We start from the raw sequence: 24,244 nt of genomic DNA on the forward strand, positions 1-24,244 counted from the left end.
TGCATTAACTATTCCCCCAATAATTAAATACTTTCAAAATTTAGTCCAGCATCTTTAAATTGCAAAATCACATTGGATTTTTCACTGTCATTTAAAAATGCTTTGTCCAATACAACGGTTTTGGCAGGTTTTTTATCAATAATGGCATTAAACTTATCTTGGGATAATGAATTTAGCACAATGGCGTACGATTTATTTTCACAAGTTAGCCAATAAACACCCTTTTCAAAGTGAATATCTGCCGTTAATTTTAATCCCATCTTTAATAGCAATTCATAGACAATATCCATCTCATTGGCATTATCTTTTAGGAGATCAATATACATTTCTAATTGCTTGGCAATATCATCATCGTCAATTTGCCACGCTTTAAAATTACTATCACTTAGTTTAAATACCTTAAATCCTATATCAAGGGCTTTATCAGGATTTTCGGCTTTGATTTTTGCCCCTGCACGGCGAATGCGTTCTTTGGAGATATCGCTAATGGTTTTAAATCCAGCTTTATAGGCTTCGCTTTTTTCATCGGTTAATTCTGGTAATTGCACCATTATAAACTGACGATTACCGTTATCTTCTGAGTTTAATTGCATGACAGCGTGGGCGGTGGTTGCCGAACCTGCGAAAAAGTCTAGGGTTATATCGTCCTTTTTGGTTGTTAAAAATAGAATATTTTTAATTAATTTTACAGGTTTTGGTGTATCAAAATAACTTTCTCCATTAAATAATTTTCTTAATTCTTGGCTCGCTTCTTGGTTATGTCCAACATCATTATATTTCCAGATAGAAGTTGCTTTTAATCCGTCTTGAACTTCGCTTAAAAATCTTTTAATTCTTGGAACATTTCCGCCATTTTCTCCAAACCAAATACGATTATCGGCAACCATTTCTAAGAATTTGCTTTCCGAAACTCGCCAACTTCTGCCACTTGGCGGATTATGTTTAGTACCGTTTGGTGTGGTAATTGTATAAATACCGCTTGACTGAACATCTTTTCTTAATAAATCACCAGAAGTCCAAGCACCCCTTGTATCATTATCAATATTTTTATACCTTGAATTTAACTCATCTGTTCTTGGCAATAATGCAATATTTAAAAATTCTGCATTTTTTGCATAACATAAGATATGGTCGTGATTTTCGGAAAAATATTTAGCATCATTTTGCGGACTAAATTTTTTCTCCCAAATAATATTACTAATAAAATTCTCCCCACCAAAAATCTCATCACATAATAATTTTAATTGAGCCTGTTCATTATCATCAATACTAATAAAAATCACGCCATCATCAGAAAGTAAAGTATGAGCCAAATGCAAACGGGGCAACATCATATTCAGCCAATTAGAATGATAATGCCCATTGTCTTTGCTATTCTTTTTAAAGGATTTTAATAATTCGCCATTGATATTTCTATCGCCTGTGGCAATTTCATACTCTTTTTTGCTTTGGCTAAAATCATCGTGATAAATAAAGTCATTGCCCGTATTATAAGGCGGGTCAATGTATATCATTTTGATTTTGCCTGCATAGGATTTTTGTAATATTTTTAGGGCTTCTAAATTATCACTTTCAATAAAAATGTTTTGTGTGGTATCAAAATCCACGCTCTCGGCAGGACAAGGGGCTAATGTATTATTTGTGGGACGTTGCAGGGCTTGATAGGCGGTTGATTTTCCCGCCCAATTTAAGCCGTAGCGTTCGTTTTGGGCAGGGTGGTCGCCCAGTAGGGTTTTGAGTTTTTCTAGGTCTAGGGTATTTTCGGAAAATATTTCGGGGAGAATTTGGCGAAGTTTGGTTAATTTTTCACCAAAAAAGTCGGTATTATGGGCAGTTTTTAGGCTGTTGGTTGGTTGGTTGGTTGGTTGGTTGGTTGGTTGGTTGGTTGGTTGGTTGGTTGGTTGGTTGGTTGGTTGGTTGGTTGGTTGGTTGGTTGGTTGGTTGGTTGGTTGGTTGGTTGGTTGGTTGGTTGGTTGGTTGGTTGGTTGGTTGGTTGGTTGGTTGGTTGGTTGGTTGGTTGGTTGGTTGGTTCATTTTGCGATTTTCCATAGCAAGTGTCAAGTAAAATTTTTTATTTTAACAAATTTTTTGATAAACATAAAGCCAGTTTTTGGCAAAAATAAAGGCGTACCATTTAGCACGCCTTTATTTTTAAATGACAATTAACGCCTAGCCACGAACCGCTTTTACCGCTTCGCCCACCGCCTTTTTAAAGCGAGTGATGACCTGCTCACACTCTTCACGAGTAATGGTAATCGGACACAATAAACGCACCACCGTACCACCACGACCACCACGCTCCAACAACAGCTTATTATCAAAGCACGCTTTTTGGATAGCGACCGCAAGCTCACTGTCGGCAGGGTATGACCCCATATGGTCGGCGGATTTACGCTCGTCCACAATCTCAATACCAGTCATCAAGCCACGTCCACGCACATGACCGATACAGGGGAATTCTTGTGCCACTTTACGCAGTTCATCACGCAAAAACTCGCCTTGAATGCGTGAGTTTTCGGCAAGGTTGTTGTTGGTGATTTGTTCTAGGACATTATAGCCTGCCGCCATGGCTAGCTGATTGCCACGGAAAGTACCTGTATGACCTGCTGGCGACCATGCATCAAATTTTTTGTTAATGGCAAGCACGGCAAGGGGCAGACCACCGCCCACCGCCTTAGACATGACGACCACATCAGGGACAATCTCGGCGTGTTCAAAGGCGAACATCTTGCCAGAGCGAGCAAATCCTGCTTGCACTTCGTCCAAAATCAGCACGATGTCGTGGCGGGCGGTAACTTCACGAATCTTTTGGAGCCATTTTTTGGGAGCAGGGACAACACCACCTTCGCCCTGAATGGCTTCTAGGATAACGGCAGCAGGCTTGACCACGCCACTTTCTACATCTTCGATGAAGTTTTCAAAATAATAAGTCAAAGCGTCCACGCCTGCCTCACCGCCAAGCCCTAGCGGACAGCGGTATTCGTGTGGATAAGGCATAAACTGCACGCCCGCCATGAGATTACCCACTTTTTCTTTGGCGGATAGGTTGCCTGTCATGGCAAGCGAGCCGTGCGTCATGCCGTGATAACCGCCAGAGAATGCGATGACATTATCACGCCCTGTATAGGTTTTGGCAAGCTTGATGGCAGCTTCTGTACCGTCAGCCCCTGTTGGACCGCAAAACTGCAAGACAAAATCTTTTGGAAAAAATGACAACAATTTTTCGGTGAATGCATCTTTGATTGGCGTAGTGATGTCAAGGGTATGCAGTGGCAAACCGCTTTCTAGCACGTCTTTGATGGCATTGATGGTGGCAGGGTGATTGTGTCCTAGGGCTAGCGTACCTGCTCCTGCTAGGCAGTCAAGGTATTCGTTGCCTTCTACGTCAGTAACCCAGCATCCTTGTGCTTTGGCGATTGCTAATGGAAGTTTGCGAGGGTAGCTACGGACATTTGACTCCATCTGGTTTTGACGAGTCAAGTAGTAGTCGTTGGTTGCACCGTCTTTGGGGGCTGTTGGGGCATGATTTACAGAATGAACGCTCATATCGGATTACCATCTCAGATAAGGGTTAAAAGAAAAACCTATGAATACAATCTCAATCTTATCAATCACATATGAAAATTTGATGACTGTATCCCTAAACCCAAACCCAATTTATCAACTAAAATTTGGGTTTAACAAGGTCATGACGTTCGGCGCGTGGTTCAATGAACGATAAAGTAAAAATGAAACATCCATTGCACACCAGTTTTGCAAGAGTAATCATAGACAATGATTTGACCGCTTGCACGGCAATAATACTTTTAAATTTAACAGAACAAATGTAAACTTATTAAAAATTTAAAAGTGGCAAAAAGTGGCAAAAAGTGGCAAAAAGTGGCAAAAAGTGGCAAAAAGTGGCAAAAAGTGGCAAAAAGTGGCAAATTATAGCACATGTTCAAAATTTGACAACTAAAATTTCATTTTGCTGCCGATTTAAGTTATTGTATCATGGTTTTTTAGGACAAAACAAAAAGTTACCGATAACCAACATTTGCATACATGATGAGAATTTTTTAAATTTCCTTTAAAATTTTGCAAAAGTCAAGTTGCCAATGACCTTATTTCTAATTAAGTTACAAAAAACCCCCAAAATCCTTTGCAAAATCTGCCAAATGGGTGTATAACTATATCTTTGCCAACCACTCTTTATTGTAAGGATTTTTCATGACTTTATCCCTTAACAAAGACAAAATCCGCTTTTTGCTCTTAGAAGGCGTGCATGACAACGCCCTAAAAGTGCTAAACGAAGCTGGCTACACCAACATCGAATACATCAAGACCGCCCTTGATGAAGATGAACTCATCGAAAAAATCAAAGACGCCCATTTCATCGGTATCCGCTCACGCACCCAGCTCACTCGCAAGGTGCTAGAATCTGCCGAAAAACTCATCTGCATTGGCTGTTTTTGTATCGGCACCAACCAAGTGGATTTGGACGCTGCCTTAGAGCTGGGCATTCCTGTCTTTAACGCCCCCTACTCTAATACCCGCTCGGTTGCCGAGCTGGTGCTTGCCGAGACCATCATGCTCATGCGTGGCATTCCTGAGAAAAATGCGGTCGTCCATCGTGGTGGCTGGAACAAATCTGCCAAAGACAGCTATGAAGTGCGTGGCAAGACCATGGGTATCGTGGGCTATGGTTCTATCGGCTCACAGCTATCCGTACTGTGCGAAGGACTGGGCATGAAAGTCATCTATCATGACGTGCTGACCAAATTACCACTGGGTAATGCCGTGCAAGTGGGCAGTTTTGATGAACTCCTAGAAAAAGCTGATGTGGTAACCCTGCACGTCCCTGACCTGCCTAGCACCCGTAATATGATGACCGCTCGTGAGTTTGGCAAGATGAAAGACGGCTCGTTCTTTATCAACGCTGCTCGTGGCGGGTGTGTGAATATTGACGACTTAGCCGCCGCCCTAGAAAGCGGTAAGATACTCGGGGCTGCCATTGACGTATTCCCCAAAGAACCAAAATCAGCCGATGAAGAGTTCATCTCGCCCTTGCGTGCCTTTGAGAACGTCATTCTCACTCCCCATGTCGGCGGTTCTACCCAAGAAGCCCAAGCCAACATCGGTCTAGAAGTCGCTGACAAATTCGTCCGCTACTCTGACATGGGCGACACCACCAGTGCAGTGAACTTCCCCAACGTCTCCATTCCATTCACGGACAAGAGCCACCGCCTGCTACACATTCACCAAAACGTCCCTGGTGTACTCTCGCAGGTCAACGCCTCCTTTGCGGACGCTGGCATCAACATCACCGCCCAGTCAATGATGACTCGTGGCGATGTCGGCTATCTGGTCATGGACGTGGACGACAACGACTCTGCCAAAGCCCTAGAACGTCTGCGTGCCATTCCCCAGACCATTAAGGTGCGTGTGTTGTTTTGATTGTGCATTCTAAATAACCCAAAATAAAACCACTCGTGATGAGTGGTTTTATTTGTTTATGGCTCTCTGCACGATATTGGCGTATATTTATCTTTCCAACCAGCTGATCTTTCTTCTAACATGCATGACCACTGTCCGTCTGCACTACGCACCATAGATATTTTTGACCCTGTTAGTGCCTTATAAGACTGCTTACCAAATTCGGCGGTTAGTTTATTAAACCTACCTCCATTGACATCAATACTGGCAATATACACCAAGTTGGATGCAGGGTCTTCGGTCATGCCGATATACTCATAATCATCATCACTTTTTGCAACATCTGGATCTAATGTTGGCAATCTCCCATCTGACAAAATGGAGTCAATGATGGTACGTGCCGCATTGATCTCATAATGTACACGGTTCACCTGAGCTTTGGCGATGTAGTCTTGATACATGGGCAGGGCAATCGCCGCCAACGTCCCGATGATTGCCACCACAATCATCAGCTCAATGAGCGCAAATCCAGCTTGTTGTAATGTTGGGTTGTTTTTCATGGCAGTTTCACAAATAAAATAATATTTGATATAATTAAAGCAATTTTCGTACCAACTTAATACACCATGAAACCATTCGCTTCTCTCGTCAAAGCCAAAGCAAAAGCCAGTTTTATTCATTTTCTTGTTTGCCTGACTATCTTTTTACTGTTATTGGCGTGGGTGTGGTTTTTTGCCTACCCTGATTTTTATTTTACGATGGCAGGGGCAGTGCAGGGTCTCACTTTGGTGTTTTTGGTGGACGTAGTACTAGGGCCTCTGCTGTCTTTTTTGGTGTATAATCCTGCCAAATCCAAAAAAGAAATCATCTCTGACTTTGTCATCATTGGAGCGGTACAGCTTGGGGCATTGATTTATGGTACTTATACATTATACCAAGAAAAACCCTCTGCTGTCATTGTCTATCCTAACAGTACCGCCTCGGTCATCGGTCATCGTGAGCTGGCAGATTTTGAGTTGGGTGATTTATCCGCCTATGGCAAACTTGGCAAATTACCCATCGCCATCTATCACCCTATCAACAAAGATAAGCCCTACACCACCCTTCATGCCATGCCAGATGTTATCCAAAGCACGGACATCGCCACACGCAAAACCTTAGCCATAAGCGATGACGACACCCAAGCCTTACAAGACATCGAATCCAAATACGGTAAAGTCTATATCATTAGTCTGATGGCAAAATATAATGGAGCTTATATCGCTCTTGATGAGAATTACACATTTGTTGCCAAATTTGGTGAAAAACCCATTTCATGATTGCGGAGTTGCCTTATATCCACCGACTTTAGGCGGTGGTTTTACAGCAACGGAGGATAAAAAAATCCCCATCTGGGGATTTTTTGGTTCATCATTCTTTGACTTTGAGATGTACCCATGATACATCTTGCCATTGGATATAGGGGTGAATAGGTTGTCTACTGATAATCGGTGGCATATGATCGCCCACCACAATCACCTCCACGCCTTTCATACTCGGCTTGGCCAGTAACTCCCCAAGCCCATCAAAATACTGAGCGTTTAGACGAAAATTGTTACAAATATCCCCCTTAGGGATGCCATATTTATCACAATCAAATCTAGGATTTACCATGTCTTTTTCGGCAAACGGCGAATGACTGGTTAGTGTTAGCCAATAATAAAATAGCTTATCATTGGTAGCAAATTCCTGCTCTACCACATCAAACAACTCACTATCACAGATACCATTAAAAGGCGAACAATGCTTACGGTCATTGTACTGCTCGGAAAAAACCAACTTCTTAAAACCCATATGACGGTATAAAATATCACGCTCATAGATACCACTAAACCCTGCGTGCATACCCACTGTCTGATAACCTTGTGCAGATAGGCGTTGGGGTAGGCAACCCTCAAAGGGCGTATCATCCAACTTCCTAAACCCATAGCCACCCTCCACATCAAGCTGACACAGCTCTCTGAGCTCTCCCTCTACGGTCGCCCCCGAAAACCCAAAATACCCCGTATCCACAAACTCAAAATGCTCGCTACGGTCGTACAGTCCTGCCAATATGTCTTTTTGAGCCTCGCTGTCTCGTGCCACACCCCATGACTCCGCCACGACAAACAGCATCTTGTTTGGCAAGTTGCGTGGTACATCACCGATATCCACACCCTTATCGCCTGTTACCTTATCGCTGTTTTCGGCAGTTACAATAGGACGGCTAATAGGAATGGTAACACCTTGTTTATCTACCCCAAGATGATGGGAGATGTAGGCGATGTCAGTTGGCATCATCTCTGGTATTTTACCAAAATGCTCCGCAAACTCACTACCTACCATCCACTGATATCGCTTATACTGGCTGTGAATATAAAAAAAGTCTGATTGGGCAAACCGCTCCGCCTGAGCATGAGTGGCGTATCTATACTCATTAAATTTATGGTATGCCAATCCACCGATAACCGCCCAAAACAGCACCAGCACAAACGATGATTTTTTGACAAACCATTTTTTTGATAAATAAATCATGGCGACAGGTATGATTACCATACAGACCATCACAAGCCCTGCCAGTAGCATATAGCGAGCAGGGGCATTGACCAAAAATGGGGCAAGCGAGATGGCAGCAGCCATATCCAAAAAAGGAAACAGTTGCATCGCCATCATCATCGCATCAATGAGAGCCACAATAATAAAGGCAAACACCCCCAACCACTTTGCCACACGATAGGGTAATGCCCATAGCACACAGACTGGCAGATAGTCCACATTGATAAGCGGACGAGCAATGCCTGTCAAATACGCCCCAAGCAAAAACAGCACATTAGGGAGCAGTACAAAAATAAGTGCCAACCCCAGACCATACCAGTCAAGCCTTAGCTGATAGTCATGAGTGAGCCAATCGGGATATTTTTTAGCAGAATTCTTTTTTATGGTCATAGAACAATTACCGTTAAATTTGCATTTATAGATCAAATCCTCTATAATTCATGCATTGTGCAATAATATTGGGGAAAACTCGCTTGGTATCCTGGGAGCAAAACCCGCAAGCTAGGTTGAGATAACTCCTTTACCAAACTAGTTTGGTGCTTTATACTACCATGTCTAAAACTTACATTGGGATTGATATCGCCAAAAACACATTTGATGCCTGCTTTATTACCCATAACACTTGGCAAAACTGTACATTCACAAATAACCAACAGGGTTTTATAGAGCTAACATTGTGGATTCAAGCACATCATTATAACACATCTACCTTACATTTGATTATTGAGGCAACGGGGGCTTATTGGGAAAAATTAGCTCATTGGGCAATCTCTCATCATCATAAGGTAAGTATTGTCAACCCCTTATATATTCATGCATACGCCAAAAGCCTAGGCATACGCACCAAGACAGATAAGCAGGATGCCATTCTCTTGGCACGCTATGGTGCAAAAGAAAATCCACCTTTATGGCAGCCTAAATCAGACAACGAAATAAAACTGACTGCCCTTCTAAAACAACGTGAACACCACAAACGGCAACTCATCAAAGAACGCACTCGACAGGAAGCTCTGTCTATTTATGTGAAATCGTATACTGATGACAACATTCGTCATTGGAGCGACAGCATCACACAGCTCGATCATCAAATTTGGCAACTCATCAATTGCACGCCCGAGCTAAATCACCGTGCCAGCCTACTTGCCACAATACCTGGAATTGGCAAAAAGACACTGCCACATCTACTGGTTGCCATTGGAGATGGTTCATTATTTCAAAGTGCCAAACATCTAGCAAGCTATGCTGGGCTTGCCCCTCGTCATCATCAATCAGGCATTAGTATTCACAAGCAGTCTTCCATTGGATTTAGTGGACAAAAAGAACTACGTTCAGCCCTTTTTATGCCCGCTGTCATAGTCAGCTTTGGTCGATATCCCGCTTTTCAAAAGTTCGTCAAACGCATGGAACAAAAAGGCAAAACCAAAAAACAAATTATTATCGCCATCATGCGCAAATTACTCACCATCAGCTATGCCGTTATTCGCCAAAATCGCCCTTTTGACAAACGCATTCATGAATAACATTTATTGGTATCCTAGCTGCTATCGCACTACCTGCTTACCAAGACTATATCTCAAAGTCTCAAACTACCCGTGTTTCTGGTGAGCTAGCTGCCGGTAAAACTGCTGTAGACGCTGCTCTATTTGAAGGTAAAACTCCTGTACTAAATGAAGCATCTAGCACCTCAAAAGAAAATATTGGCCTGACTAGCTCAGAAAATAGCACAAACCCACGTTCCAATCTAATGGCTTCTGTTGAACTAACTGGTTTTGCTAACGATGGTGCAGGTACTATTTCTGCTACCCTGGGTAACAAAGCTAATAAAGACATCGCCAAAACTGTTATTACACAAGAACGTACTACTGACGGTGTATGGACTTGCAAAATCGATGGTTCTGCAGCAGCTAAATACAAAGAGAAGTTCAACCCAACTGGTTGTACAAAGAAATAATCTAATCTTAGATTGCAAAACACCACTCCTTTATGGGGTGGTGTTTTACGTAAATACATCATCAGCACCCACTATTAACACCTCTTAAAAGAGCGATTAACATCAAATATAAGAAAAACCGCCACTCAAAGAACCGTTGGCGTACCAGCTAGGTTACACATTCAAGTCTAACCACACTCAATTCATATCAAAATCATACAAAAACCGTTCGCCCATGAACCGACCCCCAAATCTTAGACATAAGATTAAAGGTTAGGTTGTTGCAAGTGGTTGTATTAACCCTAATTGGACTAAGTTTCTGTACTTAACAGGACTTAGTCCTTTTAATTTGCTCTTTATTCTATCATGATTGTAGTAGTGTATGTACTCATCAATCACTTGTTTAAGTTCATCTGTTGATGTAAATGTGGTTGTCTCATAAAATATCTCTTGTTTTAGCGTACCAAAGAAGCTCTCTATCACAGCATTATCCAAACAATTGCCTTTTCTTGACATGCTTTGGGTTAAGCCTTGTTCTTTTAGGGTTTGTTGATACTGGTGCATTTGATAGTGCCAGCCTTGGTCTGAATGAATGATGGGTTTGTCATCCATCTTTTCTTGGCTTAGCTTGGATAGGGCATCATTTAACATCTCTTTGACCAACTCATACGTTGGTCTGTCCTTCATCGTATAACTGACAATCTCACCATTAAACAAGTCGATGATGGGCGATAGGTAGAGTTTTCTTTGAATGACACTGCCATCATTTGCCTTGTCTTGTACTTTAAACTCTGTGATGTCTGTTGCCCACTTTTGATTGGGTTTGTCTGCTTTAAAGTCTCTTTTGAGTATATTGTCCTGAATGGTATCTTTGCCCATTGTGCCTTTGTAAGTATTAAACTTACGTTGACGACGAACCAATGCTTTGAGTCCAAGTTTAGCCATCAGTCGTTGCACTCGTTTATGATTAATGACCATGCCTTTTTGGGCAAGCTGATTGTTAAGCTCTGATGTGATTCTACGATAACCATACCTGCCCTTGTGTTGGTGGTAGATGTGGTTAATGTGTTCTTTTAAGTCAAGGTCTTTGTCAGGCTTTGTACTTTGACGAATGTGGTAATAAAACACACTTCTTGGCAAGTTTGACACTGCCAATAAGTCAGCAAGTTTGTGCTTATGCCTTAATTCTTGGATGATCAGGACTTGTTCTTTGTTTGTACTGATTGTTCCTTTTGACGAATTAAGGCATCTAGCTTTTTTAGATAGTCATTCTCTGCTCTAAGATAGGCAAGTTCATCAAGCAAATCATCCACACTTTTTTCGTGGTCTTGTTTGGTTTTCCAAGTTGATTTGGTTTTATTAGCGTTGTGTTTGTTTGACATTGCTTTTTTGCCTTTGGGTTTGGGTATTAGTCCCATTATACCAAAGGCTTGGTAGGACTTTAACCAAGTTGACAGTAAAGAAGGTTGTGGCAGATTAAGCTCTATGGCAAGTTGTGTAAGCGATTTGCCCTGTTGTATGGCTTGAACGGCATTAAGCTTAAAATCTGTGTCATAGACAGCCTTTGTGTGTCGTCTTTTTATGCCATCAATGCCATGTGCTTGATAGAGTTTAACCCATAGCTCTACGGTTGTGTGGTTTAGATTAAAGTGTTTGGCGGTTTGTTTGTAGCCATGATGATTAAGATAATACCCAATCACAGACAGTTTAAAGTCGGTTGTGTATTTTGCCATAAAAAGCACCCCAAAGGTTAGTGTGTCTAACTTTTGGGGTGCGGTTCACCATCATGGACTTATTTAATGGTGAGATTGTCAGTTATGCGACAAAGGATAGACCAACATACGCATTGGTCAAAGAGATGTTAAATGATGCTTTATTAAAGTTAGGTGGTGCAGATAGGTATGATAAGAACAGTAAGAACAATGAAAATAACAAGCTCATCATTCATTCAGACCAAGGCTGGCACTATCAAATGCACCAGTATCAACAAACCCTAAAAGAACAAGGCTTAACCCAAAGCATGTCAAGAAAAGGCAATTGTTTGGATAATGCTGTGATAGAGAGCTTCTTTGGTACGCTAAAACAAGAGATATTTTATGAGACAACCACATTTACATCAACAGATGAACTTAAACAAGTGATTGATGAGTACATACACTACTACAATCATGATAGAATAAAGAGCAAATTAAAAGGACTAAGTCCTGTTAAGTACAGAAACTTAGTCCAATTAGGGTTAATACAACCACTTGCAACAACCTAACCTTTAATCTTATGTCTAAGATTTGGGGGTCGGTTCAATTGGGTGGTTTTTTGTTTAAATGAATAACTAAATTATGGACTAGAAGTAGCAGCACCTACTGTACAACCAGCTGGTGCAAATTTATCCTTCCAACCTGGGGCACTACCTGCAGCAACTGTACAAGACCAGTTACCATTTGCGTCACGAGTTTGAGCGACAGTTGCACCTTTGATGTCGTTGTTAGCGTTACGACCTAGGGTACCAGTTAGGGTAACAGTGTTCGCATTAACATTCAATGTCAAGCCACCTGCACCTGAAGCCAATAGGTTTGAACGGGCGTTGTCAGAATTAGGACCAGTAGTTAGACCAATGTTTTCTTTGGTAGTGGTAGAATCACCCTTCAATATTGGCTCTTTACCTTCAAATAGGGCGGCGTCAATTGCAGTTTTACCAGCAGCTAGCTCGCCTACCACACGAGTCGTTTGAGACTTAGAGATGTAGTCTTGGTAAGCAGGTAGTGCGATTGCAGCTAGGATACCAATACTTTATCATCCCATGTATAGCAATCCCATTCATTATCAGCTATAATGACATCTCACCCCTCCTTTTTTTTGGCTTATGGTAAGATACGATGAGTGCAGTATACATCAACCCCTACACAGACTTTGGCTTTAAAAGATTATTTGGCAGTGAAGCAAGCAAACCTTTTTTGATGGATTTTTTAAACAGCATTTTACCACCCCATCATCAGATTGCTGAGCTGGCATTTAAAAATACCGAACAATTGGGTTTAACACAAAATGACCGCAAAGCAATCTATGATATTTATTGCCACAGCACCACAGGCGAGCAGTTTATTGTGGAATTGCAACGCATCAAACAAGAATTCTTTAAAGATCGTACCTTATACTATGCCACCTTCCCCATTACCGAACAAGCCAAAAAAGGCAAAGACTGGGGATATCAGCTAAGTGCTGTATATTGCATCAGCATTTTGGACTTTTATTTAGACATCATCTCTTCTGATGTGATACACACCATACAGCTAAAAAATCAGCACAATCAGGTGTTTTATGATAAATTAACATTCATCTATCTTGAGATGCCAAGTTTTAACAAAACCCAAAATGAACTGACAACCCATCTGGATAAATGGTTATTTTACCTAAAAAACCTCAAGGACTTACAAATGATACCCAATGTTTTTAAAAATGACACTTTATTTCAACAAGCCTTTGAACAAGCCAAAATTGCAAACATGAACCGAGAAGAATGGGCAAGATATGAACACAGCCTAAAAACTTACCGAGACAATACAGCAGCAGATGCTTATTTGGCCAAAGTGTCCTGGCAAGAGGGGCGAGATGTGGGGTTGAAACAGGGAATGAAACAGGGAATGAAACAGGGAATGGAAAAAGGCATGGAAAAAGGCATGGAACAAGCCACGCTAAGCACCGCCAAAAACTTAAAAACCCTAGGGCTGTCCATGGATGTCATCATCCAAGCAACAGGACTAAATGAAGAGATCATCAATCAATTATAAACAAATATTGGTATCCTAGCTGCAATCGCTCTACCTGCTTACCAAGACTATATCTCTAAGTCTCAAACTACTCGTGTGGTAGGCGAGCTAGCTGCTGGTAAAACTGCTGTGGATGCTGCACTGTTTGAGGGTAAAGAACCAGTTCTAGAACCAGGAAACACTGCAACTTCTAAAGAAGACATTGGTTTGACTGCTGCTGGCACTGGTGGTGGTAAAGGTACCCCACGTTCTAATTTGATGTCAGATGTTGTATTGAATGGTTTCTCATCAACTAGTTCAGCAGGTAGTATCACCGCTACTTTAGGCAATCGTGCAAATAAAGACATTGTTGGTACGACCATCGCACAAAATCGTGATGCACACGGCGTATGGACTTGTACAATTGATGGTAAAGCTGCTCAAGGCTGGAAACCAAAATTCGTACCAACAGGTTGCAAATAATAATTAGGGGCTGAACTAGATTAAGTTCAAATTTCACACCATCTTCTCAATACTCTAAGCTGATTAGATGGTGTACCATAGTTAAAACGAAACTCACATTCTTTAATAAAAAGATGAAAGTTTTTCTTATCAATGCCGTTGTATTTTCTCAGCATTCTCTTGGCTTGCGACCAGAAGTTTTCAATGCCATTAATGTGATTTAAGCGATTTTGTTTATCTATAAACTCTGTTGAGTGATTAACCCTAAAATGCTTAAAATCACTTACATCAAGGGCATTATAACTTCGGTAGCTGTCTGTATAAACTTGCGCTTAAGGCTTGATTTTACTGGCTATGATAGGCTTACGGACGCCACCAAAGTAACTCTCATCAAGCTCTATCTCTCCATCAAATAAGGTTTGAGCTGCAAGATTGAGATTGTATTCTATCACAAGTCTGATTTTGTGGTAAAATAATATAGCTGTGTTAGCGTGAATACCAAGTAAATCACTGGCTGTTCTAGCAGTAACTTGTGCTACGAAAAATTCAAGCAATTTAATTTGTACTTTTTTGCTTAGTTTACAACGAGTTATCTTCATAAAACTAGTATAGCATAGTTGCTAATCTAGTTCAGCCCCAATAATTATCTATAGTAATAAAATTTAGAGTATTGTTCAAAACCTATACCTAAGCTATAATATCCATTATACCACAACAACCAAAGACCAACCAAACTATGTTAGCCTTAGACCATTGCCCAAAATGTCAATCCAATCATGTTGTTAAGGCAGGATTTGCCTATGGCAAGCAAAGATACAGATGTAAAGGTTGCAAGCATCATTTTACCGTGCTTCACAAAAGCACTAAAAAAGATGAAAGCATCAGAAAACTTGCCATTGATATGTATCTTGAAGGCTTGGGCTTTCGTGCCATTGGTCGTGTACTTGGTATAGGACATAGCACTGTATATTATTGGATAAAAGAGCTTGGTATTAAACATCAAGACAACTACAATGACAGTTTAAACCAAAACAATGAATCAACTGACATTGTAGAACTTGATGAAATTCACAGTTATGCTAAGTTAAAAAAAACAAAGTCTGGACTTGGATTGCTATCAGTAGAGATACCAAGCAAGTCTTAGGCTTTGTTTGTGGTAAAAGGGATACCAAAACTTTTAAAAGACTGTATAACAAGCTAAAAATAGGCAACATCAACCTGTTTTGTTCTGACTACTGGAAATCTTATCAAGAAGTTATTCCAAAGCATAAACATCTACAAAGCAAGAAACAAACCTTTACTATTGAAGCTATAACAGCAGAATACGCCATTATCTAGCAAGGTTTAAGCGTAGAACTAAGTGTTATTCTAAATGCTCAAAGATGATAGAGAATTCTCTGTACCTGCTGTTTGCTAAGTGGAATGGTAGGTTGAGTTATGTATAGTTTTTGAACAATGCCATATTTTTGAATATCTCAACAAACACCACCTTTTTGAGTGGTGTTTTTTATTAAAACAAAAGTTGTTAACTAGGAGATGATTTTATTTAGTACAGCCAGTTGGGATAAATTTTTCTTTCCAACCAGTACCAGCACCAGTTATTTTACAGTTCCAAGTACCATCTACATTGCGGTTTTGAATGATTACTGTACCATGAATATCTTTGTTTGCACGATTACCCAAGGTACCTTCGATTGTGCCAGCACCAGTAGCAAAATTACCACCACCAATTGCAACCTTTGATAACAAATTAGAACGTGCAGCCCCACCAGTAGTAGTTAAACCTATATCTTCTTGTGAAACAGTTGGAGTACCACCTAATACTGGCGTTTTACCCTCAAACAGTGCAGCATCCACAGCAGTTTTACCAGCAGCTAGCTCGCCTACCACACGAGTAGTTTGAGACTTAGAGATATAGTCTTGGTAAGCAGGTAGAGCGATTGCAGCTAGGATACCAATACTTTATCATCCCATGTATAGCAATCCCATTCATTATCAGCTATAATGACATCTCACCCCTCCTTTTTTTTGGCTTATGGTAAGATACGATGAGTGCAGTATACATCAACCCCTACACAGACTTTGGCTTTAAAAGATTATTTGGCAGTGAAGCAAGCAAACCTTTTTTGATGGATTTTTTAAACAGCATTTTACCACCCCATCATCAGATTGCTGAGCTGGCATTTAAAAATACCGAACAATTGGGTTTAACACAAAATGACCGCAAAGCAATCTATGATATTTATTGCCACAGCACCACAGGCGAGCAGTTTATTGTGGAATTGCAACGCATCAAACAAGAATTCTTTAAAGATCGTACCTTATACTATGCCACCTTCCCCATTACCGAACAAGCCAAAAAAGGCAAAGACTGGGGATATCAGCTAAGTGCTGTATATTGCATCAGCATTTTGGACTTTTATTTAGACATCATCTCTTCTGATGTGATACACACCATACAACTAAAGAATCAGCACAATCAGGTGTTTTATGATAAATTAACATTCATCTATCTTGAGATGCCAAGTTTTAACAAAACCCAAAATGAACTGACAACCCATCTGGATAAATGGTTATTTTACCTAAAAAACCTCAAGGACTTACAAATGATACCCAATGTTTTTAAAGATGACACTTTATTTCAACAAGCCTTTGAACAAGCCAAAATTGCAAACATGAACCGAGAAGAATGGGCAAGATATGAACACAGCCTAAAAACTTACCGAGACAATACAGCAGCAGATGCTTATTTGGCCAAAGTGTCCTGGCAGGAGGGGCGAGATGTGGGGTTGAAACAAGGCATAGAAAAAGGCATAGAAAAAGGCATAGAAAAAGCCACGCTAAGCACCGCCAAAAACTTAAAAACCCTAGGGCTGTCCACAGATGTCATCATCCAAGCAACAGGGCTAAATGAAGAGATCATCAATCAATTATAAACAAATATTGGTATCCTAGCTGCAATCGCTCTACCTGCTTACCAAGACTACATCTCTAAGTCTCAAACTACTCGTGTAGTAGGCGAGCTAGCTGCTGGTAAAACTGCTGTGGATGCTGCTTTGTTTGAGGGTAAAACTCCCAAACTAGGTAATGTTGCTAACGACACTGAAGAAGACATCGGCCTTACCACTACTGGCGGTACCGCTCGTTCTAACTTGATGTCTGCTGTTAATATCGGTGGTGCCGCATTTGCAACTGGTGCTGGCACTCTAGAAGCTACTTTGGGTAACCGTGCCAATAAAGACATCGCTGGTGCTGTCATTACTCAATCTCGTGATGCACAAGGTGTATGGACCTGCACCATTAACGGTTCTGACGCTCCAGGTTGGAAATCTAAGTTCATCCCAACTGGTTGTACAAGTAACTAATAACAAATCCAACTTTGGGCTACCAAACACCACTCCTTATGGGGTGGTGTTTTTTAACATGAAGATATAATATTTACAATAAATATACAAAAATAAGAAAATACTTGTCTATTTTTTATCTAAAATAATCAATCACAATTATTATCCATTTCTTTTTATTCTTGTTTTAAAAGATACTTAAGTCATGCTAAATAATTTTAATAAATTTGTCGCCTCGTCGGTATCAATGGCGTATTTGGCTGTATTAAGTTGGGCGACAGCTTACGCTTATGGTTGGGGTCAAACAGCATATCATGGCTACCCATGGTGGCATGTGGTGCAAGGCGGTAGCATGATTGCCAGAAGTTTGGCTTATGTCTGTGTGGTATCCATGGTTCTTGTTATCGGCTATTTGATCGGATATCAGGCGTTTAAGTTTATTAAGAGATTTTTTGAGCTACTACATGTCTCTTGGGGTGCATCTCATTTGGGGTTTGTCAAAATTTTTATTTTATTGGCGATCGTATCAACACCCATCATGTTGCTACTGTATTTTTATGTTGGTATTTTGTCGTCATACCGTCTGATGGGAAGTGTACTTTCTATTTTAGCCATTTCTTTAGTTTGCCATAAGTTCGGACGAGCAATCTCTTTTTCTATTCGTCTTAGGGAGTTGATGAGTAACGAAAAATATTATCAGATTTTTATGGCTTTTATTTTTGTGTATGTGGTCGTTTCTGCGTTTTCGATAGGGTATTTGCGTTCAGCCTTTTTTACGGGTTATGATATTATTGAAGTAGAGAATCGCCCTTATTATATCTTGGTGGCAAACGGTGATGAAGGGTTTATCTTGGGTGAGAACATCAAGCATAACAGTCATTTTATCTTTTTTGATCGCAAAACTTTAAATCATTACACCATACACATCACACCATCTCCTTACCTACCCTATAAAAACCAACTATCAGCACAAACATATCACCAAGAATAAGCAATATTTGACAATTTGTATGGTAAATTCTATTCAAAGCACAACAAAGGTTTTCCGTTCGTGGTAAGCTGCCCGCCCATAACGGAGAACCGCTTCACCCGCAGGCAGGCTTAGAGCGAACGGTTTTTGTATGATTTTGATATGAATTGAGTGTGGTTAGACTTGAATATGCAACCTGAGCTGGTACGCCAACGGTTCTTTGAGTGGCGGTTTTTCTTATATTTGATGTTAATCGCTCTTTTAAGAGGTGTTAATAGTGGTTGCTGATGATGTATTTACGTAAAACTAAAACACCACCCCATAAAGGAGTGGTGTTTATTATCTAAACCCAAGCTAGATATTACTTAGTAGTGCAGCCAGCAGGAGTGAACTTAGGTTTGTACTTAGGAGCAGTATTACCGTCTACTTCACAAGTCCATACGCCATCAGTGGTACGCTTTTGAGAGATAACAGTTTTAGCGATGTCTTTGTTAGCATTACCACCCAAAGTTGCAGAAATAGAACCTTCACCATTATTAGCAAAACCTTCTAGGTTAACAGATTCCATTAGGTTAGAACGTGGGGTAGCACTATTTTCAGAAGTCGTTAGACCAATATTTTCTTTTGAAGTGCTAGATGCTTCACTTAGTACAGGAGTTTTACCCTCAAACAAAGCAGCATCCACAGCAGTTTTACCAGCAGCCAGCTCGCCTACCACACGAGTCGTTTGAGACTTAGAGATGTAGTCTTGGTAAGCAGGTAGTGCGATGGCAGCTAGGATACCAATAATGGCGATTACAATCATCAATTCGATAAGGGTGAAACCTTTTTGAGCGTTCATAATGAACTCCTTCGTTCATAGGGGCGATATTGCCCAGTTTATTTAGGTTAACTGATTAGCAACTTTAAACATATTTGCTAACCTTATACTCATACTGTTGCATTGTCTGTGCCAACTTTTTGGCGGATTTGGGCTGTTTTTGGAAAAAATAGGCAAAATTGAGAAAATTTTAGAAATTTTGTCTAAAAAATAGTCAGATTTTTTGCTATTTTTTAAAATTGATTAAAATATGTACAAATTTTTTTCTCTTTTGCCAAAAAAATTTTTAAAAATTTTTAAAAATTTGATGTCTGTCAGGTAATTTTGGGTGACAATTTTTGTCAGTTTTGGATTTTCTGACATTTTTTGGCAGGTTGGACTGACATTTTAGCAGAGATGTCAATTTTTGGCATGGACAAAATTTTTACCTGTCAAAAATTGTTGCCAAAATTTGTCACCTTGGCTGATTTTTGGCACAAATAGACACTGACATGGTATTAATGTGTTGTATGTGACGATTTTTGTCAGTGTTGACAAGGGAGACCGGTGGAGACGATGTGATGTGGTGCGATTATTATCAATCAATAAATTACCATTTTAAGCTCAGATTGGCACATCTATCATGCTTATCAAAAAGCCCCGAACACGTTCGGGGCTTTTGTGGATATAGAGCAGATTAGTACTTTTGGTCTTCGGGGGCTTGCTGTTCGGCAGTGGCAGTGTTGTCTGTTACTGTATCGGTGGCGGTGCTGGCAGCTCCTGTCACAGCATCAGCGGTGGCGGTGGCGGCATCAGAGACCACGCCTGCGGCAGCTTCGGCGGTATTTTTGGCATTTTCTACGCCATTATTTGCCACGTCATGAGCGACATCAGAGACGCCTTCAGCGGTCGCGTTGGCGGCAGCTTCGGCCTCGGCGGCCACAGTGTCAGCAGCGGCTTTGGCGTTATTGGCGGTGTCGGTGGCAGCAGACTGAGCCGTCTCAGCAGCTTTGTCGGTGGTCTCTTTGCTACATGCAGTCAGAGCAAGGGCAGCGACAAGCGTGGTTAGGATTAATTTTTTCATAAAAGCACTCCAAAGGAAGTATGTATTAGTATGGCAGTACATCTTTAAAAGTGATAAAAACACCAAAATTTAAAGATGCCTTAAACTCCAACATAGTTTAGCAGAATGGTGGTATTTGGCAAGGGCAAACATAAAAAATGCAACAAAAATTAACAAAGGTTTTTGTTGCATTTTATCATTTTTATTAACAATCAGACGCCTATCAAGGTGTATCCAGTGCAGTGATGGCGGGCAAAGGCTTGCCTTCGACAAACTCCAAGAACGCCCCACCCCCTGTGGACAGATAATCCACGCCATCTGCCACACCATATTTATCAATGGCGGCTAAGGTATCGCCACCGCCTGCGATACTAAACCCATCGCTGTCTGCCACCGCTTGACAGATGATGGCAGTACCTTGACCGAATGCATCCACTTCAAACACGCCCACAGGCCCATTAAATAGGATGGTCTTGGCGGATTTGATGTGCTCGCCCAGCTTGCTCGCTGACTCTGGAGCGATGTCTAGTATCATGTCATGCTCGCCAATCTCATCCACCGATTTGACGGTGGCAGTCGCATGAGTCAGCGAACCCAAAAAGTCATCAAAATCAATCTCGCCTTTGTCCGCGACCACGACATGAGTGGGTAGTAGGATGTTTGTTTTGGCCATGATGTCACGAGCGGTATCCACAAGGTCGGCTTCATATAGGGAGGCACCGACATTTTTGCCACTCGCCACCAAAAAGGTGTTGGCGATACCACCACCGACTAGGATACTATCGCATAGCTTAGCTAGGCTGTTTAGCACGTCAAGTTTGGTGGACACCTTTGAGCCACCCACGATAGATAAGACGGGCTTGGCAGGGTTGTCTAGGGCTTTGGATAGAGCATCAAGCTCGGCAGAGAGTAAGTTACCTGCACACACAAGCTTACCGTCTGCGATACACGCACGAATCACCCCTTCGGTGGACGCTTGGGCTCGGTGAGCGGTGCCAAAGGCGTCCATGACAAAGATGTCGCATAAGTCGGCGTATTGCTTGGACAGCTCGGGGCTGTTTTTCTTCTCGCCGACATTAAAGCGGACGTTTTCAAGTAATACCACCTCGCCTGCCTGCACCGACACGCCATTATCCAAATAATCGGTGGAGAACGCCACATTCACGCCCAGTTTGTCCGCCAAATAGTCAGCAATCGGAGCCAATGAATATTTGCTCTCGCTCTCGCCTTCAGTGGGTCTGCCTAAGTGTGAACAGACAATCACGCCCGCCCCTTTATCAAGGCAGGCTTTAATGGTGGGTAGGGAGGCTTGCAGGCGGACATCGCTCGTGATGATACCATCTTTGATGGGTACGTTTAAATCTTCACGGATAAGGACGGTCTTGCCCGATACGTCTAAGTCAGAGAGATAAGTAATGCTCATGGGTCTTCCTTTTGGTCATGATATAAATGGTGACATAAAGTAACGCTATTTTAGCATAATTTTTTGGATTTTCTCAATGTTATCATGACAGAAAATGATGGTATTTTTTATAATGATGTCATTTTTTAAAAACCATCAATTCCATGTTTCTAGGTAGCGACGCCATGCTTGGCATTTGGCTGTGACCATCTCGGGGCTGTGGTGCAGGATGTCCGTGGTCACAGCGACATAATCAATGGGTATCTCACCGACCTTTTGACGAAGCTCGTCCATGCTATTTAGACTTATCCCGCCAATCAGACACAGGGGCAGACCCACGCCATTGGCACGCATCAACGTCTCGGCACTGACTGTTTTGGCAAGCGGTCTTGCCATAGAACCAAACATCGCCCCCATCGCCCCGTAGCTCGCCCCTTGTTTTTTGGCTTCTCTAAACAGTGCCACGTCGCCATGACAACTTTGACCAACATACACATCATCGCCAAGCAGTTCACGCACCATGCGAACATTGCCCGAACTGGTCAAGTGTAGCCCTGTATTAAAATGCACCGCCAATTCCAAGTTTTCATTGATGACCGTGGGAATGTCATATTTATCCGCCAAACTAATGAGAATCTCCGTCTCTTGATAGAGTGTAATCAAATCAAAAACATGGGCGGTCTGCTGACGGCGGATTTGTAGTAGGGACACCACGCCTGTATCAAAGATGCGTTCTAACTTATCACTTAGGGTGTGAATGTCATCGTCGTTGGTCAGTAGATAGAGCTTGGGGGCGGTCATGGGTCATCCTTGGGAGTGGGATTGGTTGGTATCGGTACCATATTGGTATCGACACTATATTATAGTCATTTTGTCAAGATAACAAACAAAAAAGACCCAATGGTCGGGTCTTTTTTGTTTACCATCAATAGGGCAATCAATAACGATAAGCCAACTGAGTTAGGATGTCCTCGGCATCGTCCCAACGGCTGTTAGAAGCACTGGCACCGAGTAGCACGACAACAGCAGGACGGTTATTGACATGTGTCTCCATCACATAGCAATAGCCCGCCTCACGGATAAAACCTGTCTTTGACACACCAATCGGATGCCCGCCTGCACGGATGAGACGGCTGGTGTTTTGGGCTTTGTAAGTGCGTGCACCCGAGTTATAGTTATTGACATAAAAGTCATAGTTTGGGGCAGTTGAGAAGTTACGTACGGTCTGATAACGTGGGTCAGAGTTCACCGCACGCATCATCTTCACTAGGTCGTTCGCTGATGAGCGGTTGCGTGGGTCTAGACCTGATGAGTCTGAATAACTGGTGCTGTTCATGCCTAAGCTTTTGGCTTTTTGGTTCATCGCCCAAATAAAGTTGTCATAGCCACCAGGGTAAGTACGGGCGAGAGCTTTGGCGGCGGGGTTTTCTGACTTCATGAGCATCAAAAGCATGAACTCGCTACGACTCATGCGGTCGCCTGAACGTAGGTTGGAACTTGCCTTTTTGGCAGCGATAAAATCTGACGGTTCAATGACAATCTCTTCACGCATGTCAAGCCCTGCATCCATCAGCACCATCGCTGTCATGACCTTGGTTACTGATGCAATAGAACGTACGGCATCGGCATTTTTTTGGTAGATGGGCTGACCAGTCTGTAAATCCACCACGATGGCAGCAGCAGAGCGAGTGCTGACTGGCAACTGCTCAGCATAGCCACTGCCATAAGTTGAAGACTGCCCATACGACTGTATGGGGAATGGCTGAGAGACGGTCGTACCAGCAGGCATGGGCGTTCTGGTGACCTGAGTGTTGGTGTAGCCTTGGTTGTAGGTGTTGGTGGGGGTTGTATTGGTGTTGCCATATGTACGAGTTTGCTGGACAGTGGTCGTTGCAGGTGGGACTGATGGAATCTCTTGGACTTTTACCGCTTGCATATTTTGGGCATCGCCCTTGCCGATATAGATGGTCTTTTGCTGACTGTTATCAACCAAAAAGGCATGGGCAGACACTGTCATCATGGAGATGGCAGACAGGCTTAGCACGCAGGTTAGGTGCTTGGGGCTGACTTTTTTAAAATTAACTTGCTTCATAAGTTCCACTCTCGGCTCATTGATGGGGTTGCAGGATTGATTTTCTTGGGCGACAACCTTGTTTACAAGAAAATGCCTAAGCCACTTGCATTGACATCAACAAACCGTCACATCAATGACATCGGCAACACTGGCTTTTGCGAAACGGACAAATACATTTAGACCGTCTCATCGTTTTTATTCTAACATAACAAGACCACTTTTTTATGTTAAAAATCAAAGTTTTTGGGTAAATTTGTAAGCAAATTTAACACATTTTTGCCCCCGCCTTTGCCCTGCCACACCATCCTTATTGGCGTAATAATCAGGCAAGTATTTTGCAACATTTTTGCAAAAAATCATCTGGCTTGGGCAACATTCATGGCAATTTTTTGTTAAAAAAGTTGCTAAACAAATTGCTAGATGAAGGTTTAATTGTTAAAATTGTTAAACCGTACAGACAATAACCAA

Annotated in this window: 24 protein-coding genes and 3 pseudogenes; 12 read left to right on the plus strand and 15 right to left on the minus strand. The window is 41.8% G+C overall.

What is annotated here, in order from left to right:
• Positions 1–23: 23 nt before the first annotated feature.
• On the minus strand, positions 24–1,607 hold the full coding sequence (locus AAHK14_RS01165; RefSeq protein ID WP_065256817.1) for a site-specific DNA-methyltransferase: 1,584 nt from the start codon (positions 1,605–1,607) through the stop codon (positions 24–26).
• Between AAHK14_RS01165 and AAHK14_RS01170 the strand changes: the two genes are divergently transcribed.
• Positions 1,589–1,738, plus strand: a complete 150-nt coding sequence (locus AAHK14_RS01170; protein ID WP_156065240.1) for a hypothetical protein — start codon at positions 1,589–1,591, stop codon at positions 1,736–1,738. The genes AAHK14_RS01165 and AAHK14_RS01170 overlap by 19 nt on opposite strands.
• A gap of 86 nt (positions 1,739–1,824) precedes the next feature.
• Here the strand turns inward: AAHK14_RS01170 and AAHK14_RS01175 are convergent, their stop codons facing one another.
• Both AAHK14_RS01175 and AAHK14_RS01180 read right to left on the minus strand, forming a co-directional pair.
• Positions 1,825–2,049 carry a PT domain-containing protein gene (locus AAHK14_RS01175; RefSeq protein WP_346818213.1) on the minus strand — a complete coding sequence of 75 codons (225 nt, stop codon included), beginning with the start codon at positions 2,047–2,049 and terminating at the stop codon, positions 1,825–1,827.
• Between the two features lie 120 nt (positions 2,050–2,169).
• Positions 2,170–3,546, minus strand: a complete 1,377-nt coding sequence (locus tag AAHK14_RS01180) for a diaminobutyrate--2-oxoglutarate transaminase (RefSeq protein WP_065256816.1) — start codon at positions 3,544–3,546, stop codon at positions 2,170–2,172.
• 663 nt (positions 3,547–4,209) lie between these two features.
• On the opposite strand from AAHK14_RS01180, the gene serA reads away from it, so the two are divergent.
• Positions 4,210–5,436, plus strand: coding sequence for a phosphoglycerate dehydrogenase (gene serA / locus AAHK14_RS01185; RefSeq protein WP_065256815.1), 1,227 nt, complete (start codon positions 4,210–4,212; stop codon positions 5,434–5,436).
• Between the two features lie 56 nt (positions 5,437–5,492).
• On the opposite strand, the gene AAHK14_RS01190 is transcribed toward serA, so the two are convergent.
• Complete coding sequence (locus tag AAHK14_RS01190; RefSeq protein ID WP_065256827.1) at positions 5,493–5,975, minus strand: pilin; 483 nt, start codon at positions 5,973–5,975, stop codon at positions 5,493–5,495.
• Between the two features lie 66 nt (positions 5,976–6,041).
• On the opposite strand from AAHK14_RS01190, the gene AAHK14_RS01195 reads away from it, so the two are divergent.
• Positions 6,042–6,734: a hypothetical protein gene (locus tag AAHK14_RS01195; protein WP_065256814.1), complete on the plus strand. Its 693-nt coding sequence runs from the start codon at positions 6,042–6,044 to the stop codon at positions 6,732–6,734.
• A 91-nt stretch (positions 6,735–6,825) separates the two neighbouring features.
• Here the strand turns inward: AAHK14_RS01195 and AAHK14_RS01200 are convergent, their stop codons facing one another.
• Positions 6,826–8,379, minus strand: coding sequence for a sulfatase-like hydrolase/transferase (locus tag AAHK14_RS01200; RefSeq protein WP_227713202.1), 1,554 nt, complete (start codon positions 8,377–8,379; stop codon positions 6,826–6,828).
• A gap of 161 nt (positions 8,380–8,540) precedes the next feature.
• On the opposite strand from AAHK14_RS01200, the gene piv reads away from it, so the two are divergent.
• Both piv and AAHK14_RS01210 read left to right on the plus strand, forming a co-directional pair.
• Positions 8,541–9,509 (plus strand): IS110 element transposase-like pilin switch DNA invertase Piv, encoded by a 969-nt coding sequence (gene piv, locus AAHK14_RS01205; protein ID WP_065256812.1) that lies wholly within the window; start codon positions 8,541–8,543, stop codon positions 9,507–9,509.
• A gap of 50 nt (positions 9,510–9,559) precedes the next feature.
• Positions 9,560–9,940 carry a pilin gene (locus AAHK14_RS01210; protein WP_281133769.1) on the plus strand — a complete coding sequence of 127 codons (381 nt, stop codon included), beginning with the start codon at positions 9,560–9,562 and terminating at the stop codon, positions 9,938–9,940.
• Between the two features lie 252 nt (positions 9,941–10,192).
• Here the strand turns inward: AAHK14_RS01210 and AAHK14_RS01215 are convergent, their stop codons facing one another.
• Positions 10,193–11,143 (minus strand): IS3 family transposase, encoded by a 951-nt coding sequence (locus AAHK14_RS01215; RefSeq protein ID WP_115246899.1) that lies wholly within the window; start codon positions 11,141–11,143, stop codon positions 10,193–10,195.
• Positions 11,116–11,652, minus strand: a complete 537-nt coding sequence (locus AAHK14_RS01220; protein ID WP_065256690.1) for a helix-turn-helix domain-containing protein — start codon at positions 11,650–11,652, stop codon at positions 11,116–11,118. The genes AAHK14_RS01215 and AAHK14_RS01220 overlap by 28 nt, the downstream gene beginning before the upstream one ends.
• A 50-nt stretch (positions 11,653–11,702) precedes the next feature.
• On the opposite strand from AAHK14_RS01220, the pseudogene AAHK14_RS01225 reads away from it, so the two are divergent.
• Positions 11,703–12,182, plus strand: a pseudogene (locus tag AAHK14_RS01225) (IS3 family transposase); the annotation flags it as partial.
• 71 nt (positions 12,183–12,253) lie between these two features.
• Here the strand turns inward: AAHK14_RS01225 and AAHK14_RS01230 are convergent.
• On the minus strand, positions 12,254–12,703 hold the full coding sequence (locus tag AAHK14_RS01230) for a pilin (protein WP_346818242.1): 450 nt from the start codon (positions 12,701–12,703) through the stop codon (positions 12,254–12,256).
• Positions 12,704–12,792: 89 nt separating this feature from the next.
• Between AAHK14_RS01230 and AAHK14_RS01235 the strand changes: the two genes are divergently transcribed.
• Together AAHK14_RS01235 and AAHK14_RS01240 are read left to right on the plus strand one after the other, a co-directional pair.
• Positions 12,793–13,704 (plus strand): Rpn family recombination-promoting nuclease/putative transposase, encoded by a 912-nt coding sequence (locus AAHK14_RS01235; RefSeq protein WP_194092780.1) that lies wholly within the window; start codon positions 12,793–12,795, stop codon positions 13,702–13,704.
• A gap of 12 nt (positions 13,705–13,716) precedes the next feature.
• On the plus strand, positions 13,717–14,145 hold the full coding sequence (locus tag AAHK14_RS01240) for a pilin (RefSeq protein WP_346818243.1): 429 nt from the start codon (positions 13,717–13,719) through the stop codon (positions 14,143–14,145).
• Positions 14,146–14,171: 26 nt separating this feature from the next.
• Here the strand turns inward: AAHK14_RS01240 and AAHK14_RS01245 are convergent.
• Positions 14,172–14,723: pseudogene (locus AAHK14_RS01245) on the minus strand (IS1595 family transposase).
• 203 nt (positions 14,724–14,926) lie between these two features.
• Here AAHK14_RS01245 and AAHK14_RS01250 point away from each other — a divergent pair.
• A pseudogene (locus AAHK14_RS01250) lies at positions 14,927–15,569 on the plus strand (IS1 family transposase); the annotation flags it as partial.
• Positions 15,570–15,666: 97 nt separating this feature from the next.
• On the opposite strand, the gene AAHK14_RS01255 reads toward AAHK14_RS01250, so the two are convergent.
• A complete protein-coding gene (locus tag AAHK14_RS01255; RefSeq protein ID WP_345952321.1) occupies positions 15,667–16,083 on the minus strand; it encodes a pilin in 417 nt (138 codons plus the stop codon).
• Positions 16,084–16,172: 89 nt separating this feature from the next.
• Between AAHK14_RS01255 and AAHK14_RS01260 the strand changes: the two genes are divergently transcribed.
• The 3 genes from AAHK14_RS01260 (at position 16,173) to AAHK14_RS01270 (ending at position 18,459) form a co-directional block, all read left to right on the plus strand.
• On the plus strand, positions 16,173–17,060 hold the full coding sequence (locus tag AAHK14_RS01260; protein ID WP_346818214.1) for an Rpn family recombination-promoting nuclease/putative transposase: 888 nt from the start codon (positions 16,173–16,175) through the stop codon (positions 17,058–17,060).
• 6 nt (positions 17,061–17,066) lie between these two features.
• Positions 17,067–17,489: a pilin gene (locus AAHK14_RS01265; protein ID WP_065274024.1), complete on the plus strand. Its 423-nt coding sequence runs from the start codon at positions 17,067–17,069 to the stop codon at positions 17,487–17,489.
• 184 nt (positions 17,490–17,673) lie between these two features.
• Positions 17,674–18,459 (plus strand): hypothetical protein, encoded by a 786-nt coding sequence (locus AAHK14_RS01270; protein WP_065256723.1) that lies wholly within the window; start codon positions 17,674–17,676, stop codon positions 18,457–18,459.
• Between the two features lie 340 nt (positions 18,460–18,799).
• On the opposite strand, the gene AAHK14_RS01275 is transcribed toward AAHK14_RS01270, so the two are convergent.
• The 5 genes from AAHK14_RS01275 to AAHK14_RS01295 all read right to left on the minus strand — a co-directional run bounded on the left by AAHK14_RS01275 (position 18,800) and on the right by AAHK14_RS01295 (position 23,722).
• Positions 18,800–19,279: a pilin gene (locus tag AAHK14_RS01275; RefSeq protein WP_065256722.1), complete on the minus strand. Its 480-nt coding sequence runs from the start codon at positions 19,277–19,279 to the stop codon at positions 18,800–18,802.
• A 655-nt stretch (positions 19,280–19,934) separates the two neighbouring features.
• Positions 19,935–20,321 carry a membrane lipoprotein lipid attachment site-containing protein gene (locus AAHK14_RS01280; RefSeq protein ID WP_194092722.1) on the minus strand — a complete coding sequence of 129 codons (387 nt, stop codon included), beginning with the start codon at positions 20,319–20,321 and terminating at the stop codon, positions 19,935–19,937.
• A 202-nt stretch (positions 20,322–20,523) separates the two neighbouring features.
• Positions 20,524–21,723: a phosphoglycerate kinase gene (locus AAHK14_RS01285; RefSeq protein ID WP_194092721.1), complete on the minus strand. Its 1,200-nt coding sequence runs from the start codon at positions 21,721–21,723 to the stop codon at positions 20,524–20,526.
• Between the two features lie 135 nt (positions 21,724–21,858).
• Complete coding sequence (locus tag AAHK14_RS01290) at positions 21,859–22,503, minus strand: thiamine phosphate synthase (RefSeq protein WP_194092720.1); 645 nt, start codon at positions 22,501–22,503, stop codon at positions 21,859–21,861.
• A 136-nt stretch (positions 22,504–22,639) separates the two neighbouring features.
• A complete protein-coding gene (locus AAHK14_RS01295; protein WP_194092726.1) occupies positions 22,640–23,722 on the minus strand; it encodes a serine hydrolase in 1,083 nt (360 codons plus the stop codon).
• Between the last annotated feature and the right edge of the window lie 522 nt (positions 23,723–24,244).

This window comes from Moraxella sp. K1664, from assembly GCF_039693965.1.
Classification (GTDB): domain Bacteria; phylum Pseudomonadota; class Gammaproteobacteria; order Pseudomonadales; family Moraxellaceae; genus Moraxella.